This is a genomic window from Falseniella ignava CCUG 37419, from assembly GCF_000301055.1.
Lineage (GTDB): Bacteria > Bacillota > Bacilli > Lactobacillales > Aerococcaceae > Falseniella > Falseniella ignava.
Genome location: NZ_JH932301.1, coordinates 202597 through 219958 on the forward strand (window position 1 = coordinate 202597; position 17362 = coordinate 219958).

19 protein-coding genes and 1 pseudogene are annotated in these 17362 nt (G+C 38.4%); 12 read left to right on the forward strand and 8 right to left on the reverse strand.

Annotation, left to right across the window (positions count from 1 at the left end):
- Window positions 1–7: 7 nt before the first annotated feature.
- Genes HMPREF9707_RS05140 through rpe form a run of 4 tightly spaced genes read left to right on the forward strand, consistent with a single transcriptional unit; the run spans window position 8 to window position 3634 of the window.
- Entirely contained in the window at window positions 8–685 is a 678-nt protein-coding gene (locus tag HMPREF9707_RS05140) for a beta/alpha barrel domain-containing protein (RefSeq protein WP_006701632.1), read from the forward strand.
- The gene (locus HMPREF9707_RS05145) at window positions 669–1295 is read left to right on the forward strand and encodes an SIS domain-containing protein (protein ID WP_006701633.1); all 627 of its coding nucleotides are present in this window, start codon (window positions 669–671) and stop codon (window positions 1293–1295) included. The genes HMPREF9707_RS05140 and HMPREF9707_RS05145 overlap by 17 nt, the downstream gene beginning before the upstream one ends.
- Window positions 1288–2988 (forward strand): ribulokinase, encoded by a 1701-nt coding sequence (gene araB, locus HMPREF9707_RS05150; RefSeq protein ID WP_006701634.1) that lies wholly within the window; start codon window positions 1288–1290, stop codon window positions 2986–2988. The genes HMPREF9707_RS05145 and araB overlap by 8 nt, the downstream gene beginning before the upstream one ends.
- Window positions 2981–3634, forward strand: coding sequence for a ribulose-phosphate 3-epimerase (gene rpe, locus HMPREF9707_RS05155; RefSeq protein WP_006701635.1), 654 nt, complete (start codon window positions 2981–2983; stop codon window positions 3632–3634). The genes araB and rpe overlap by 8 nt, the downstream gene beginning before the upstream one ends.
- Window positions 3635–3772: 138 nt before the next feature.
- On the opposite strand, the gene HMPREF9707_RS05160 is transcribed toward rpe, so the two are convergent.
- Window positions 3773–4945 carry an IS256-like element IS1542 family transposase gene (locus HMPREF9707_RS05160; protein WP_006701235.1) on the reverse strand — a complete coding sequence of 391 codons (1173 nt, stop codon included), beginning with the start codon at window positions 4943–4945 and terminating at the stop codon, window positions 3773–3775.
- A 288-nt stretch (window positions 4946–5233) separates the two neighbouring features.
- On the opposite strand from HMPREF9707_RS05160, the gene HMPREF9707_RS05165 reads away from it, so the two are divergent.
- From HMPREF9707_RS05165 to HMPREF9707_RS05190, 6 genes and pseudogenes are all read left to right on the forward strand, one after another.
- Window positions 5234–5437 (forward strand): helix-turn-helix domain-containing protein, encoded by a 204-nt coding sequence (locus HMPREF9707_RS05165; RefSeq protein ID WP_006701636.1) that lies wholly within the window; start codon window positions 5234–5236, stop codon window positions 5435–5437.
- Window positions 5438–5877: 440 nt separating this feature from the next.
- Entirely contained in the window at window positions 5878–6762 is an 885-nt protein-coding gene (locus tag HMPREF9707_RS05170) for a phospholipase D-like domain-containing protein (protein WP_198003483.1), read from the forward strand.
- Between the two features lie 64 nt (window positions 6763–6826).
- Window positions 6827–7797 (forward strand): annotated as a pseudogene (dcm, locus tag HMPREF9707_RS05175) (DNA (cytosine-5-)-methyltransferase).
- Window positions 7798–7812: 15 nt separating this feature from the next.
- A complete protein-coding gene (locus HMPREF9707_RS05180) occupies window positions 7813–8235 on the forward strand; it encodes a hypothetical protein (RefSeq protein ID WP_006701641.1) in 423 nt (140 codons plus the stop codon).
- A 124-nt stretch (window positions 8236–8359) separates the two neighbouring features.
- Complete coding sequence (locus HMPREF9707_RS05185) at window positions 8360–8647, forward strand: DUF6110 family protein (protein WP_006701642.1); 288 nt, start codon at window positions 8360–8362, stop codon at window positions 8645–8647.
- Complete coding sequence (locus HMPREF9707_RS05190) at window positions 8640–10715, forward strand: heavy metal translocating P-type ATPase (RefSeq protein WP_198003484.1); 2076 nt, start codon at window positions 8640–8642, stop codon at window positions 10713–10715. The genes HMPREF9707_RS05185 and HMPREF9707_RS05190 overlap by 8 nt, the downstream gene beginning before the upstream one ends.
- Window positions 10716–10839: 124 nt before the next feature.
- Here HMPREF9707_RS05190 and HMPREF9707_RS05195 read toward each other — a convergent pair whose 3' ends face one another.
- The 7 genes from HMPREF9707_RS05195 to HMPREF9707_RS05225 all read right to left on the reverse strand — a co-directional run bounded on the left by HMPREF9707_RS05195 (window position 10840) and on the right by HMPREF9707_RS05225 (window position 13831).
- A complete protein-coding gene (locus HMPREF9707_RS05195; RefSeq protein WP_006701644.1) occupies window positions 10840–11550 on the reverse strand; it encodes an HAD family hydrolase in 711 nt (236 codons plus the stop codon).
- Window positions 11551–11723: 173 nt separating this feature from the next.
- Window positions 11724–11924, reverse strand: a complete 201-nt coding sequence (locus tag HMPREF9707_RS05200) for a phage holin (protein ID WP_006701645.1) — start codon at window positions 11922–11924, stop codon at window positions 11724–11726.
- A complete protein-coding gene (locus tag HMPREF9707_RS05205; protein ID WP_006701646.1) occupies window positions 11911–12105 on the reverse strand; it encodes a hypothetical protein in 195 nt (64 codons plus the stop codon). The genes HMPREF9707_RS05200 and HMPREF9707_RS05205 overlap by 14 nt, the downstream gene beginning before the upstream one ends.
- Before the next feature lie 122 nt (window positions 12106–12227).
- Window positions 12228–12461, reverse strand: coding sequence for a DUF2922 domain-containing protein (locus HMPREF9707_RS05210; RefSeq protein ID WP_006701647.1), 234 nt, complete (start codon window positions 12459–12461; stop codon window positions 12228–12230).
- A gap of 19 nt (window positions 12462–12480) precedes the next feature.
- Complete coding sequence (locus tag HMPREF9707_RS05215; RefSeq protein ID WP_006701648.1) at window positions 12481–12681, reverse strand: hypothetical protein; 201 nt, start codon at window positions 12679–12681, stop codon at window positions 12481–12483.
- Window positions 12682–12754: 73 nt separating this feature from the next.
- Window positions 12755–13318: a sigma-70 family RNA polymerase sigma factor gene (locus HMPREF9707_RS05220; RefSeq protein WP_006701649.1), complete on the reverse strand. Its 564-nt coding sequence runs from the start codon at window positions 13316–13318 to the stop codon at window positions 12755–12757.
- A gap of 303 nt (window positions 13319–13621) precedes the next feature.
- Window positions 13622–13831, reverse strand: coding sequence for a helix-turn-helix domain-containing protein (locus HMPREF9707_RS05225; RefSeq protein ID WP_006701650.1), 210 nt, complete (start codon window positions 13829–13831; stop codon window positions 13622–13624).
- A 338-nt stretch (window positions 13832–14169) separates the two neighbouring features.
- On the opposite strand from HMPREF9707_RS05225, the gene HMPREF9707_RS05230 reads away from it, so the two are divergent.
- Together HMPREF9707_RS05230 and HMPREF9707_RS05235 are read left to right on the forward strand one after the other, a co-directional pair.
- A complete protein-coding gene (locus tag HMPREF9707_RS05230) occupies window positions 14170–14634 on the forward strand; it encodes a CtsR family transcriptional regulator (protein ID WP_006701651.1) in 465 nt (154 codons plus the stop codon).
- Between the two features lie 60 nt (window positions 14635–14694).
- Window positions 14695–17193 carry an ATP-dependent Clp protease ATP-binding subunit gene (locus tag HMPREF9707_RS05235; protein WP_006701652.1) on the forward strand — a complete coding sequence of 833 codons (2499 nt, stop codon included), beginning with the start codon at window positions 14695–14697 and terminating at the stop codon, window positions 17191–17193.
- Window positions 17194–17362 lie beyond the last annotated feature (169 nt).

Consider the following 17362-nt stretch of genomic DNA (forward strand, 5'->3'; position numbering starts at 1 on the left):
GATGATAATGGAATATAAAATGTCTGCTTCTCTAATGTGTATGGATTTTTTAGATTTTAAACAACAATTAGAGATTTTAGATAAATATATGGATCTATTTCATATTGATATTATTGATGGAGTGTACAGTAAGAACTTGTCTCTATCACCGACACTAATGGAATATTTTAATAAAGTGATCACAAAGCCTATGGATGTTCACTTGGCTACTCTATATCCGGAGGATTGGATAGAGTTATCTGCAAAAGCAGGGGCAAAGTATATTTCATTACAATATGACGTGATTCAAAATCAAGCATTCAGATTATTTCAAAAAATTAGAGATTATAATTGTTTGCCAGGACTAGTAATAAATCCTGCCATAACTGTTGAACAATCATTTAACTGTTTATCAAAGATTGATTTATTGACTATAATGATGGTGGATCCCGGATTTCCAGGACAAAAATTTGTGTATGAAAGTTTAAAAAATATAGAGGAAGCAGCAAACGTACGTGAAAAAAATAATTTTTCATATAAAATCCAAGTGGATGGATCAGTGAATCAGAACACATATAAGTCACTAATTGACGCTGGAGCAGATATTTTTGTGTTGGGTTCTTCTGGATTATTTAACTTAGATCAAGATATAAACAATGCTTGTGAAATTCAAAAAAAGGACTTCTTAAATGCTATTAAAAAGTGATACCAAAAAAAATATTGAAAATGTTATTAGAGTTCATACTGAAAATATAAAAATGTTATTAACAGATGATGTAAATATGCAATCAAATAAATTAGTAAAATTAATTCAAAATAATTCTGGGTTTATTTTTTGCTTGGGTTCAGGGACATCAAGTATTCTAGCGCAAAAAGTTGTCCATTCTTTAAATTGTATTGAATATAGTAGTGTATATTTATCATCTTCGCGCACATTACACGGAGGAATTGGCTGTATCAAGGAAAAAGATTTAGTATTGTTTTTTTCTCGAGGGGGAGAAACACAAGAATTGATAAAAGCAGCCCAGATTTTAAAAGAGAAAAAAGTCGAGCTAGTAGTTATTACTGAAAATGAAGATTCTACACTTGCATCTATATGCCAAGAAGTAATTTTGCTTCCAAAAAGTGAAGAAATAGATAGAGATAATCTCTTAGCCACTGGAAGTTTTGTAATGACATGTGTTTTTATGGATACCACTATAAATATGCTTGCTGAGTTATCAGGCTTTAATAAAAGCTCATTTAAAAAGAATCACCCCGGAGGTTTTGTCGGGCTAAAACTGAATCAAATGGATGAGGAGGATAAAAATGAGTAAATACACGATAGGGATTGATTTTGGGACATTATCAGGTCGCGCAGTACTAATAAGAATTAGTGATGGAAAACAAATATCTTCTGCAGAAATGAAGTATCCTCATGGTGTTATGGATGAAACATTACCTGATGGACAACTTTTACCAATTGACTGGGCTTTACAACACCCTCAAGATTATTTAGATGTTCTTGAATATACTTTCAAAAAAGTTATTTGTGATTCTGCGGTTAATCCAAGTGATATTATTGGGATAGGTGTGGACTTTACAGCTTGCACAATATTACCAGTTAAAAAAGATGGGACGCCACTTTGTTTTTTAGATGAATTTAAAAATAATAGGAATGCGTACGTTAAATTATGGAAACATCACTCTGCTCAAGATAAAGCCGATATTATTAATGAGTTAGCTAATAAAGACAATGAATTATGGGTAAAAAGGTTTGGAGGTAAAATTTCCTCGGAATGGTTAATTCCAAAGGTGTGGCAAACGTTAGAAGAGGCACCTGAAGTATATGATGCAGCGGATTATTTTATCGAGGGTGGAGATTGGATAGTGTGGCAATTGACAGGGAATCACACTAGAAACGCTTGTACTGCAGGTTTTAAAGCTAATTGGCATAAGGGAGAAGGTTATCCTCCAATTGAGTTTCTAAATAAATTAGATCCTAGACTTAATGAATTGGTGACACATAAAATAAATATGCCTATTTCAAGTGTTGGAGAAAAGGCAGGGGGACTAACTGAGAATTTAAGTAGAAAAACGGGTCTTCAAACGGGAACATCAGTTGCAGTAGCCCATGCTGATGCACACGTAGCTTTTCCAGGTGTAAAGATAACTAAGCCAGGGGTGATGCTAGATATCATTGGAACGTCAAGCTGTCATTTAATTATGGATGAAGAAGAATATCTAATCCCAGGAATTAGTGGTGTAGTTGCGGATGGTATTATACCAGGATACTATAGTTATGAAGCAGGACAAAATGGAGTGGGCGATACATTTCACTGGTTCACAAGTAGAATGATTAACGAATCATATATTAATGAGTCAAAAGAAAGAGAAATTTCTATTCACGATTTATTAATAGAAAAAGCAAAAAAACTAGAACCTGGTGAATCAGGATTAGTAATGCTAGAGTGGCTTAACGGTAATAGATCAACATTGAATGATTCGAATTTATCAGGGTTGATAGTAGGATTGAATATTAGTACAACACCTGAAGAAATATATTTAGCTATCTGTGAAGCAACAGCTTTTGGAACAAAAGTAATAGTGGATAATTTTGTGGATAATGGTGTGAAAGTGAACGAATTTGTTGCCTCTGGGGGCATCGCTAATAAAAATCCATTTTTAATGCAGATATATGCTGACGTATTGAATATGCCAATCAAAATAGGTGGTAGCACGCAAGGACCAGCACATTCTAGTGCAATTTTTGCGGCTGTTGCAGCAGGAAAAAATAACGGAGGATATGATAGTATAGTAGAAGCTAGTGAAAAAATGGGTACAGAATATAGCGCAGTGTACCATCCTAATCCTGAAAAAGTTCAAAAATACGAAACTCTTTATTCAATTTATAAAGAGCTCTACGATATCTTTGGTAGAGAGAATAAAATAATGAATGAACTAAAAGAAATTAGGCTTAGAGAAAAGAAAGCAAAAGATTTAACTAGTGAGGTCAAGGATAATGAATAAAATATATCTGTGTCCATCTATGATGTGTGCAAATTTTGATGACTTAAAAAGTGAAGTAAATAAATTAGATTTAGCGGGTGTAGATATATTTCATATTGATATAATGGACGGAACTTTCGTGCCCAACTTTGCAATGGGAATAGGAGATATAGAGGCTGTAAGACGAAATACAACGAAGCCATTAGATGTTCACTTAATGGTTTCAAATCCTGGACGATATATCGATTTATTTTTGAACATGGGTGTAGATATTATTTATGTTCATCCTGAGTCAGATCCGTATATTGTTAGAACTATACAAAAGATTAAGCAAAGTGGGGTTAAAGTTGGTATTGCTCTTAATCCTGAAACTAGCATAGAAAGTGTGCAGTATTTATTGCCAATGGTTGATATAGTCTTAATAATGACAGTTCCACCTGGTTTTTCAGGTCAGAAGTATTTAAATTATATTGATGAAAAGATAAAATATGTTGCTAAGTATAAGGCAAAACATGATTTTAAAATTTTTGTTGATGGAGCAATTTCCGCAAATAAAATTAAGACATTAAGAAAAATAGGTGTAGACGGCTTTGTATTAGGTACATCAGCCTTGTTCAATAAAGAGGAAGATTATTCGGAATTAATTGAACAATATAGAAAGTATTAATCTATTACTCTGAATTTTTTGCTAGTTTTTAGAATTTTATTTAATAATAATGTTTATGTTTAGCAAAAAGTTATTACGAAGCGGATCAGTCAAGTCCACAATCCTGTGTAAAATACTATACAATGTTTTACCGGTCACTCATTGATCAAACTTAATATATTTTCTTGTAGAACTGAGCCATTCATCATGAAGGTCCATAAGGACAGCTCCAATTAATCGATTGGCGGACGATCGGTTGGGAAAGATACGAATAATCTTTTCTCTTCTGCGGACTTCCTGGTTCAGTCGTTCAAGAAGGTTGGTGCTTTTTAGCCGATTGTGGCCATTTCCGATGACCGTGTATTGAAAGGCATCTTCGAAGCCATTATCCAATGTTTCGCATGCTTTTGTATATTTGGACTGGTCAATATATTCACCGACTAAGGCATTCTTAGCTGTTCGAGCGAGTTCAATATCCGTAAACTTAAAGATCGCTTTTACTGCTTCTCTAAACGGTTTTGAATTCTTTTTTGGAATGGAACTGAAGATATTTCTTAAAAAATGGACCTGACATCTCTGCCAACTTGCGTTGGTAAAGGACTTACGAATCGCAGACACTAGGCCTTTATGGGCATCAGAAATGATGAGTTCTGTCCCCTGTAGACCGCGTTCTTTTAAGTAGTCAAAGAAGATGGACCATGTGTCATCACTTTCTTCATTTTGGATCATGAAGCCAATGATTTCACGATCACCCCCTTCTGTTATCCCGATCGCAATATGGCAGCTTTTAGAAAGCACTCGATGGTCCTCACGGACTTTTATGTAGAGAACATCAGTCATCAGATAAGGATAATTCGTACCTGAGAGCGAACGGTTCTGCCATTCGTTGACCATCGGGTCTAACTGTTCAGTCAGGCTAGAAACAAAAGATTTCGATACCGATTTTCCACAGAGCTTTTCAACAATCTTTGAAACTTTACGTGTCGAAACGCCTGAAACATACATCTCAAGCATTGAAGCGAGCAGTGCCTTTTCATTTCGCTGATAACGCTCAAACACCGTCGGTGAAAATTCACCATCACGTGTTCTAGGCACTTTTAATTCGAGTGTGCCCACACGAGTCGTAAAGTCTCGCTCATAATAGCCATTTCTTTGACTCTGACGACTTTCTGAACGTTCATAGTCATCGGCTTGAATATATTCTGTTCGTTGATTTTCCATCAATTGGTTGAAAACAGTGGTCAAAATATTTTTAGACACATCATCTTTAACGGAATGTTCAATAATACTTTGAACCTCTTCGTTGTTCAGTGTAAAATGTACTTGGGTCATGTAACGTCCTCCTGGGTATGTTTTTAGTGGTTAAAAACATTGTACCGTAAAAGGGCTGTTACATGGCCTTTTAACTTTTACACAATTATATGGACTTTATCAGCGGATCTTTATCAAATAATATTTATAATTGTTCTTTAGGAATTAAGTTACCTTTCGTAGCTTAATTCTTATTTTATTTATGAAAAGATATTTTTGCTGATTAAAATTCAACTTCAACACATATTGAATCTCAATATAACAATGTATATAATATTCATAATTAAATTTAGTTCAGGAGGTATCTTTATGAGCATAAGTTACAATAATTTGTGGAAGAACATGATTGATTTAGGAATAAATAAAAAGCAATTAGCGGAAATGACAGGCATTTCACCAACAACCATTACTAATATGGCAAAGAACCAATTTGTTCACTTAGAAACTATTTACCGAATTAGTATCGAGTTAGATTTAAATATTGAAGATATAGTAACGTTTAATTATAATTAAATAATTTAAAAATAATTGAGGTAAAGAGAAGATTTTCATAGTAGTAAGTTTATGTGGTCAGAATACTAAAACATAAGGAAGTATTTTTATTAAATTAGGTTATTACTTCAAAAAATGTTACAATTTCAAAGAATAATATTTGAAGGTGACTACAATGCAACATAGCTTCTTTACACAACAAAATAAATATGAAATAGACATTTATGTAGAACTTTTAGAGATCACAGGATCGTTATCAAACCTTTTCTCTGAAAGTATAAACCCATTTATATACTATAGAGCAATGGAAAAATATTTTTTGTAAAGCATTTAATGCGGAAAACTTATCAAGATCAGATATTTCTGCCGATGCAAGTAAAGATGGAATAGGAATAGGATTAAAGACCTTTGTTCAAGGGAATGGAAATACTTTTCAGAAAGTCGCAGAATTTAATAAAGATTTGTCTACCCTAAAAAACTTGACGGATAAAGAATTTATTCGCAAAGTGTCAGAATTAAGAAATGAACGCATAAGAGCTACAATGAGAATTTGTAATCTAGATGCTATGATATATCACTTATTAACAAGAAGTGAAAAATATTTTGGTATATATGAAGAAGACATGGATTTTGTTGATACAGAAAATATAAAAATTATAAAGAATACGGATAAAACAATTTATTTTGTAGATGGAATTAATGAATATAATTTCAATTTTTCAAAAAGTACTCTTTTAAAAAGATTTAATACAACTGATACTAAAATGCTTTATGGCTTTAATGTTAATATTTTGAAAGACCCTTTTGATTTTTTGTTAGCAACTAGAACTTCTATAAACGAAGCGAATTTAAAGTTTCCGCAAGGTTCTGAAGATAAACTTATAGATTACATTATACTCCCATTATACAGCCCTAGAAGTAGGGTTGTGGAATTAAGATCTGGTTTAAATCAATGGAATGCTTCTGGAAGAAAAAGGAATCAAGATGAAGTCTATATACCAATTCCAAGTTGGATACATCAAAAAAAGAAAGGATTTTTTGATTATAGTACATCAGATTACAAAACAGATCCTTTTGATGTGAAGTTGCCAAGTGGGGAAGTACTAAGCATGAAAGTTGCTCAACAGGGCGGAAAGGCATTAATGAGCAATCCAAATTCTGATTTAGGTAAATGGATACTTAGAGATATACTTCAATTAAAGCCAGGTGAAATTGTAACCATCAATCAATTACAAACGATAGGGATTGATAGTGTCATGTTAGGGAAAACTAATGAAGGTAAATATACATTAGATTTCTTAAAACAAGGAAGTTTTGATGATTTTGAGGAAATAATTAATAGATAGATTTTAGCAGAGCTTAACATTGAAGGACTGATTTTCTTCAAAGCGAGGATAGTGGGAGGTAACAATGAAGGTAGCAGGACTTTTTTCAGGAGTCGGAGGAATAGAACTAGGTTTTGAACAAGCGGGTTTCAATGTTATCTGGGGGAATGAGATAGACCTAAAAGCTAGTGAAACCTATAAACTTAATCACGAAAGTAAACTTATAGTAGATGATATACATAATATTCAAAGTGATGATATTCCTGATGTTGATGTTATAGTAGGTGGCTTTCCTTGCCAAGCTTTTTCTGTAGCCGGGTATAGAAAAGGATTTGAGGATGAAAGAGGAGAAGTTTTTTTCAGATGGCTAGAATTATTAAAGATAAAAAGCCTAGGATTGTATTCATTGAAAATGTAAAAAATCTACTTGGTCATGATAAAGGAAATACATATAAAGTAATAAAAGAAACATTAGAAAGTTATGGATACTTCTTGAAAACCATGGTATTAAATGCTAGCGAATATGGTAATATACCACAAAACAGAGAGAGGATTTATATTATTGGTTTTTTAAATGAAGATGACTTTAAAAATTTTAGAGAGATAGAGCCAATTGAGCTTAAGACAACAATCAAAGATATAGTTAAATCAGAAGAAAAAGTAGATGATAAATACTATTACACAAAAGATAAAACTAAATTTTATGATGAGTTAGAAAAAGAAATTACTAATCCAGATACTCTATATCAGTGGAGAAGAGTATGTGTTAGAGAGAATAAATCGAATTTATGCCCGACATTAACAGCGAACATGGGAACTGGAGGTCATAATGTACCATTAATATTAACAAAATATGGTATACGGAAATTGACTCCACAAGAATGTTTTCTATTTCAAGGATATCCAAAGGATTTTCAGCTTCCAAACTTAGCTCAAAGTCATTTATACAAACAAGCGGGTAATTCTGTGGTTGTTCCTGTTATCTATAGATTAGCTAAGGAAATAAAAAATGCTATCGAAAAGACAGATAAGCAGAATATTAAAATTTCAAAATAAAAAGGAGCTTAGATAATGAACCGATCTAAAGAGCTACAAGAAGCGCTTGAGGCGAGCTATGCTACGTTGAAGCAGGTGGATATCGCATTGGCTGCGCTGAAGCGAGCTTCGAGATGGGGTTGGATTGACTTATGGAAAGGCAAGAGACTGTCTAGTTATCTGAAACGTCGTAAAATTCGGCAGGCGAATCGAGCGATTGAGGCCATGGAAAGATCAGTAACACGGTTACAGTCTGAATTAGCGGATGTAGCATTAGTGATACCAAGTGCCGTAAGTGATCGTCTCCGTGATCATTTCTGGGATATATGGGTCGATAATACTTTTATAGACTTGAGTGTGCAGTCGAAGATCAAGCGAGGGCAACAAGAACTGAAGGCCTTTCGTAAAGAAATCTTGGCGCTAATTGAACAATTGAAAGATGAATTAAAGCAACGTTAAACGCAAATAAAAATTGTGAGTCACTCGAACGAGTGCTCACAGTTTTTTGTAGCTATAATCATCCTCTTTTTATTTAGATTAAGGTATAATTAATATTAACAAAAATAAGTAAGGAGGAAAAATTATGAAGTTAAAAACTATTTTAAAAGGGACAAAAGGTGTAGGTTTATTTGCTGGAGGCGCAATATTCGCTAGTCTGGCCCGTCAAGTATTAGGAAGTCAAGGTGCCCGTGAAATATACGTAAATGCATTGGCTAAAGGAATGCATGCGGTTGATGGTGTAAATACGGTTGTATCTAATGTTAAACAAGAAGCTGAAGATTTATATGAAGAGGCTAAAGACGTATATGCGCATGAGAAGCAACTTGAGGCGATTGAGCAATTAGATGAAGATGATGAGTGGAGTGAATAAAGGAATTAAGTGGCTTATCCTAAGGGAGAATACTGGCCGCATCCGTCTTGAAGTTTCTTTTAAATGTACTCCCGCTGTTCAAAGTTATTTACATGAATTGGCACAACAACATTCTGCGATTCAACGCGTGAAGTTCTATTTGAATGAGCATCGTCTATCTGTATACTACGAACCAGGGGAACGCGATGAAGTCCTGGCTTGGTTAGATTGCATCAATGTGGACGAGCTGTACCATATCTATCAAGATAAGCAAGAATTTACAGCTTTGAATCCCGGAAAGATCGTGACGAGTCAGCTATGTAAGCGCTGGGTCTATCTACTCTGTGTACCTAAATCGCTAAGAATTTATTGGACACTCGGTAAAAGTACTCTATATTTACTGGAAGCATGGCGTTATTTGAGACGGGGTCAATTAACAATGGAAGTGCTAGACTGTGCAGCGGTATTTGCCTCTATTGGATTAGGTGAAGTAGCATCAGCGGGTCGAATTATGTTTATTTTAGAATTAGGTGAACGACTGGACGAGTGGACCATATCGAAGTCAATTCACGACTTAACTTCCAGTTTAGATCAAGAGCACCTTCTAATTTGGGTAGAGAATGAGCAAGGTCGACGTTACCAAGTTATGACCCAGCATATTCAAGTTGGTGATCATATTGTAGTTCAAGAAGGTGAGCAAATTCACTTTGATGGACGAATTATTCGCGGGAGTGGATCAACTCAAGAAAGTAATTTAACTGGAGAACCGTTCCCGGTGCCGAGACAAGTTGGCGATGAAGTTTATTCTAATACGACGCTAGAATCTGGCGAGATTGTTGTAGAAGTCACAGATGCGGTCTTTAATAGTCGTCTTGAGGAGCTGGTAAAAGCAATCCATCAATCGTTGGGAGCGCAATCCGCCAATCAAGCAAGACTCTATCATCGTGCAGACAGCCTCGTAAAATATAATTTTCTAGGATTAGCGATCACCTACTTCCTTACCCAGAATTGGGGCAAGGCGTTATCATTCTTGCTGGTCGACTTCTCGTGTGCCATCAAACTGTCAACGTCTGTGACATACTTGACGGCACTTCGTGAAGCTATGGAAGCGGGAGTGATTATTAAGGGATCAAATAATCTTGATTTATATGGAAAGATTGATACCTTTGTCTTTGATAAGACGGGGACGCTCACAGAGTCTAAATTATCTATAGCGAAAGTTGCACCATTTGCAGGGCATAGTTATCAAGAAGTTCTTTCGATTGGGGCCTGTCTGGAAGAACATCTCTATCATCCGATTGCACAAGCGGTGGTTGATAAAGCACGTGATGAAGGTATTACTCACGAAGAGATGCATGGACCCCTGGTACATATAGCATCACGAGGAATCAAATCTTCCATTGATGGCGATGAAGTTTTAATTGGAAGTGAAGCGTTTATCCATTCCGAAGGGGTCTGTTTAACTCAAGAGCAGATAGAATTTGCAGATGATTATCGAGATTTGTATAATTTACTGTATTTAGCTCGAGCAAAAGAGTTAATTGCGATCTTCTGCATCGATACGCCACTGCGTGAGAATGCAATAGAGGTCTTGTCACAACTAAAATCTGAGGGCAAGCGGATTGTGCTATTAACCGGAGATACTCCTGAAAGGTCGAGATTATTACAAGAGTCCGTAGATTTTGATGAGGTCAAAACACAGGTCACGCCACAAGATAAAGTAACCTATATAACGACAGCTCAGCAGGCCGGACATAATGTATTAATGATCGGGGACGGTCTGAATGATTCAATTGCTATTACGCAGGCGGATATAGGTGTAGTGATGGGAGATGCATCTGATATTGCTCGTCAAGTTAGCGATATAATCTTTATCAATGATGATTTATCTTCCCTTTACACTTTGAAGGACTTGAATCAACGCCTCGACCATCAACTATCTCGCAACTTACATCGAGCGATTGGGATTAATACATCCTTAATTGGGCTTGGTTTGATGGGGTGGATGTCAGGGTCTATGTTAGCAACCTTACATAATCTATCTACTGTTTTGATTGTGGCGGATAGTTTTAAGTTAGAAGCTAAGTAATGAGCTTTGTTGTATGAATGGAATTAGCAGAAGTATCCTGTCAAGGATACCCAGGGCAAGTGTATTTGACTAAGAATAAAAACTGTGAGTCACTCAATTGAGGATTCGCAGTTTCTTACTATAATTAATTAATTTGTGATGCTTCAAAAATTTGTTCAATACAACTTTTAATTTCTTGATAATTTTTTGCTTGGTATGGATAATCACCTTCTTGATGATCGGTATACCAGATGGCTTCCCAACCGGCTTGAGTACTTCCCTCGACGTCATTCGGCCAACTGTCTCCAATATAGAGGATTTCGTCGGGCTTTAAGTTGAGTTGTTGCTCGATCTTCTGGAAGATCATTGGATCTGGCTTGGAGCATTCAAGTTCATCTGAGATAAAGAGATGTTCAGGGTTAACGTACTGTTCAAGTTGTAAGTATTGAATCTTTGCACGTTGGTCTTTGCTCGGTCCGTTGGTTAAGATAAATGGAATTAGTCCTTGTTCGCGCACCCATTGAAGAAGTTCCGCAGCCCCATCAACGAATTGAATTTCTTGGCGTAATGTCTGATATAAATGTTCGAACGCCATAGCCGTATCAGCTGAAATCGACTTGTCAAAGTGTCGATAAGTACGAATCACCCGGTCTCGCTTATAATCAAGCTTACTTTTCTCACCTGCCATAAACTTAAAGAATTCATCTTCAGAATAACGCTGGTAGACAGGGTTGAAGTCCTCAAACGGCACTTCCAGTGGAACGTGGTCCTCTTGCATCGCTTGGAACACATTATGATAAGTATCATAGCGTTCATAGAGCGTGTCATCTAAGTCAAATCCAATTGCACGAATCAATGGTATCCTCCTCGTATAATATAACGGTCGGGCTATTCAGGGCCCTTTCATTTGTTGTAGCATACACCTCTAACATCATATCATGAATTCGCTTAAATGAAAGAAGTCTTTCATGGATTATCAATAAATCCCCGAAGCGTTCCTAAATTGAGGAATCGCTTCGGGGATGATGGTTAGGATTGATGGTAGTGATGGCTAGAGATCTGTAAGAGGGCGCCGAGAAAGGTCGCCAGTAAGTTAATCGTCTGGACGGCTTGATCGCGATAAGTAATCTGGTAAAGGTCGCCCAAGCCACCGACTAAAACTGCTAAGGCGGGTAGTAAAATTAAGGCAATCCACTTCAGTGTGTCATAGTGTCGATTATCCAGCAACATAATAACAACCTCCTTGTTCGAGTCGATTAATGCGCTCTGCGTGTTGTTCGACTTGTGTCGTTAATTGGTCGATGCGTAATATCAGCTGATGAATGGCGGTAATCAATTGAATGGCTTTCGTAATAAAAGTAAAGGCTACCATCACGGTACTAAGGATGGTGCCGAGTTCAATCCAAGTCATAGTAAAACCTCCTGATAGAAAAGACTGTAGGCTACTTCTCTCGGGTAGGCTACAGTCTTGGGTTGTGATGTGACTCTCGCTATCATGACGGACGTGTGTCCATTGGGATTAAGGGTAAGGGATTAATTCGTCTGATAAATGGTATCAACTTGACGGGTGACGTAACGAGCGCCAGCTGGTTCGTGGTAATTCAAGCCATTCTTACCACGGAAGACTTTTTGTTGACTGATCGTCTCGAGTGATGCTTTCGCCGTATCAGCATTGACACCTTGAGTAGGGTTTTTAATGCTGATTTTGGTTGCTTTACCTAATTCATCTTTGAATTGTAATTCGAGTACGTGTGAAGTAGTTTTCATCGCGCTTCCTCCTTATATCTTATCGGTATTCGTAAGTAACAACGGCAGAGACATTCTCTACGGAATCTTCCGTTAACTGATCGAGTGTGTCACGGATGGCTTGGACCGCATCCCCTGGAGCATCTTCTGTCAAGTTGTTCAAACTAATGCGACTTTTCTTATCAGTTAGGGGGTTGAGTGTCCCTAAGACTAGACGGCTATTTGTGAATTCTCGTTTCATTTGAATTCCTCCTTTGAGTTAGTATCAGCTCGAGCTGACATCTATAGAAAGGGTGGCAAGGAATAAAATGGAACTATTTTTTCAATAAATATTTTAAGGGGTGGAGTTTGCGGCGAAGTTGGATGCGGCGCTTGTAGAGATTTTCGCGCGTAATACCGAGAATTTCAGCAATTTCGGTATAGGTCCCGACTTCGGTCGTCAGTAATAGGAAGAGTTGATATTCTTCTTCTGAGAGATGATGGCGCGCTTGTTCGATAAAGCGTGTAATGTACATTGATGCGATCGATGGGGGTGCTTGATGAATGTTCTCTGGTTCGCTGAGATTTTCAAGAAATGCTTGTAAGTCTTCAGGGGTCTCTTGACGAGCGAGGTCCCGTTGATCGCGTCGAATCAAATCAATTAAGTGCCAGTACAGTCCTCGCTGAGCATAGGCGGTGAATCGGTACCGATCATCGTCATTAGTAAGGGGCTGTCCGTCAAAGTTTTGAGCAATTTGCAAGAGTTTGATACGCAGCTCTTGCCAGTAGTCGTCATAATGGATATGCGCAGAATGAATATTACACCGGGCGAGCGTCTTATACACTAAAGGAGCAAATAAACGTAATAGGTGCTCGTGGTAGTAGTATTGATGATCCATAGATAACCTCCTGTGATGGTTGTATCGATTAATGTGGTGCGTTGGGATTGATTTGAGAGAAGTATTATTAATAGAGAAGAGCCTGGGAAGCGTTCGCAGGCTCGGTTGAGGTCATGCGCGAGGAATGCGCACGGACGGGCATTCTTGTGGATGAAGATTTAGCGAGAACGTCACATCGCAAGATTGGTGTGAGTAGAATGCCGTCTAAATTAAAGGGAAGTACAGCTTGATGATGGTGAAAGCATCATAATTCAAAGCAAAGTAAATTACATGCATTGTGCATGTTGCTTTGTGTCAAGGAGATTAGTTAGCAAAGAATATTTCCTGTATTTCACTATGGGTGAGCGCGAGCTCGCGGATAATGCAATTCATAAAATCATAGCTTGGATTGCGCTCACCGTTAAAACATCGATAAACTGTTGTTGGGGAATAATGAATAAGTTCGGCAAGTTGATATTTCGTTAAGTCACACTCTGCAAGTAGTTCTTCTAACCTAACCCAGTCAATATTCAAGGTAGTACCTCCTCTCATTTAACTTATCTAACTCGTTGAAACTGGTTTCTTAAGACCTATTGTAAGGGTGCGTAAATTGATATGTCAATATAAAAACAACAAAATATTTATTTTTAATAAAATTAAATTTAACTTTAGCGATACCATAGGCTTTGATGGGATATTTTTTCTGATTATATGCTCAATATGATGAATGATTCGGGGTGAAGATGAGATATTCAATTTGATAAGTCAAGCGTGTCGCTAGGCATCTAATTTGCAAAAGGGATGGAAGATGATATAATGGTCAAGAAAGGTCAGTGAATGACTCATCGAAATAATTGGATAGGAGGGATACAATGGTACGGCGCAGTATGTCGGATGTTATTGAGGCTTATTTGAAAGAAATTCTAGCGAGTCGCTCGACAGTTGAGATTAAGCGGTCAGATATTGCGGAGCGCTTTGATTGTGTACCTTCGCAAATCAATTATGTGATTAACACTCGCTTTACCCAGGAACACGGTTATATGGTAGAAAGTAAGCGTGGGGGTGGCGGTTATATCCGTATTTTAAAGGTCGAGGTGATCGACGATGCGCATGCGCTTGAGGAGATGGCAGCCCTGATTGGTTCAGCTATTACCTATCGCAATGCCACTACGATTATTAATACTTTGCTGGAAGATGAGATTATTGATCAGCGTGAAGCCATCTTAATGTTCTCGATGATTGATCCGGAATTTCTATCGGGGTTATCAACGCAAGAGGATGAGTTGCGCGCAATGCTTTTGAGGCAGATGTTGATGCAATTGCGTTATATTTATTAAACCGATACCCTGTTGAAAAGCAGAGGTTGCAATAACATAAAATCTTAACGAGGTGAGAACATGTTTGAAGAATTATTTACAGAGAGTGCAAGGCAAGCCATGATTTATGCGGCGGAACAAGCTTATTACTTGCGCCACCAAGCGGTAGGAACCGAGCATATTTTGCTTGGTTTAGCGCGCGAAGAACAAGGGATTGCTGGGAATGTGTTGCGTGAAGCAGGCGCAACGTATGATGTTCTGTTGAAAGAACTAGAGATGATTCATGGCCGGACAGCCATGCCAAGAACTGCCGGTGAGATTGTAATTCCATACAGCCCACGTTCGAAGAAAATTATTATGAATGCATCAAATGATGCGAAGCGTTTAGGTGTATCTCGTGTGGGTACAGAGCATTTGTTACTTGGTATGTTGAAAGAAGAAGTTCTAGCAACTGCGATGTTACACAATATAGGGGTTGATTTACAAGATTTACGCAAAGCAATCTACAAAGTGATTGGCCTTGAAGGTCATGGTGAGCATGGGCAAGAAGGCCGCCGCCAACGTCGTCGTGCGCAAGGGGGTAATGGTTCAAATCAGCGGAATGAAGGGGCAACAAGTGAGTCAACGACGCCGACGTTAGATAGTTTAGCACGTGATTTAACCGAGTTAGCCCGGTCTGGTAAATTGGACCCGGTCGTAGGACGTAAGAATGAAGTCCGCCGAATGATCCAAATTATTAGTCGTCGTACGAAAAATAACCCCGTATTGGTTGGGGAGCCCGGTGTTGGTAAAACAGCAGTCGTTGAAGGGTTTGCGCAACGTTTAGTGGATGGTACCGTGCCGGATAATATTAAGGACAAGCGCCTGATGATGCTCGATACTGGTTCGCTAGTAGCTGGAACGAAGTATCGTGGTGAATTTGAAGAGCGCATGAAGAAGATTATTGAAGAGATAACCCAAGATGGTCAAGTGATTCTCTTTATCGATGAGATTCATACGCTAATTGGTGCGGGATCGGCTGAAGGCGCGATTGATGCGGCCAATATTTTGAAACCTGCTTTAGCGCGCGGTGAGATTCAAGTGATTGGCGCGACAACGCTAGATGAATATCAAAAACATATTGAAAAAGATGCCGCACTAGAGCGTCGTTTCTCTCGAGTTCAGATTGATGAACCGAATGAGGAAGAGTCGATATTAATTATTAATGGTCTGAAAGAGAAATACGAGCAACATCATCAAGTCGAGATTACTGAAGAAGCGGTCAATGCAGCGGTGAAGATGAGTATGCGTTACATGACTGACCGTCGTCTGCCGGATAAAGCCATTGACTTAATGGACGAGGCATCAGCGAAGGTTCGGATTGATGCGACACAAGAAGCGACAGAGTTGACACGTTTGCGTAGCGACTTGAATGACTTGAATACACGGAAAGAAGCGGCGATTTTAGAGCGTAATTTCGAGAAGGCTCAACAAATTCGTGAACAAGAAAAGAAATTGGAGAAAGATATGGACGGGCTAATCCAAGAAGCGGCTCAAGATCAAGCTTCGCCTGAAGTGTTGAAAGTCACTAAGGAAGATATTGCTGAAGTGATCTCCTTAGCAACTGGTATCCCAGTTCAGCAGATGGACTTGGCAGAGTCTCAGCGCCTAATTAATCTTGAAGCTGAGTTGCACGAGCGCGTAATTGGTCAAGATGAGGCTGTCAGTGCGGTCTCTCGTGCGATTCGCCGAGCTTATTCTGGCTTGAAAAACCCAAATCGTCCGATCGGATCATTCTTATTCCTGGGTCCAACAGGGGTAGGTAAGACTGAGTTAGCCAAAGCGTTAGCTGCGACCATTTTCGGCAGCGAGGATAATATGATTCGCGTGGACATGTCAGAATATATGGAGAAACATAGCGTATCGAGACTAGTTGGTTCACCTCCAGGTTACGTGGGCTATGATGAAGCTGGCCAATTGACGGAGAAAGTTCGTAACAAACCTTACTCGGTCATTCTATTGGATGAAGTGGAGAAGGCACATCCGGATGTCTTCAACATCTTGCTACAAGCTTTTGATGATGGACACATGACCGATGGAAAAGGCCGCCGAGTGGACTTCCGTAACACCATCTTTATTATGACATCAAACTTGGGTGCAACCGCCTTGCGTGACGACAAATCTGTCGGCTTTGGTGCCGTTGATTATTCGAACGACTACGATGCAATGGCGGCACGAATCCATGAGGAAGTGAAGAAGACGTTCCGTCCGGAATTTATCAACCGTATTGATGAGACGATTGTCTTCAAACCCCTATCTAAAGAAGAAATTCGTGAAATTGTTAAACTTCAGGCGCAAGAAATTATCAATCGTCTTGAAGACCTTGAAATTTCTGCCCGTGTAACTGACACAGCGGTGGATATCATTGCGGATGCTGGCTTCGATCCAGAATACGGTGCCCGTCCAATCCGTCGCGCGATCCAAAAACAAATCGAAGACGAATTGAGTGAAATGTTATTGAGTGGAGCAATCGAGCTAGGAGACCAAATTACCATTGGCGGCCGCTCCGGCGCTATTAACATCAATAACCGTTCGAAGTAAGCGACACTCGAATGTTAGTTGAGCCTCAGTGTGAAGCTGGGGCTTTTTTATGTGGGGAAAATTGGTTGGGGTCACGGAATTTGTGCCAAATGGTAGGTGGAGAGGGTGTGGACAGTCAGTCGGGGGGTGGTTGTTGCCGGCGGAACTTCATCTGAGTAGGGCTGAGCTG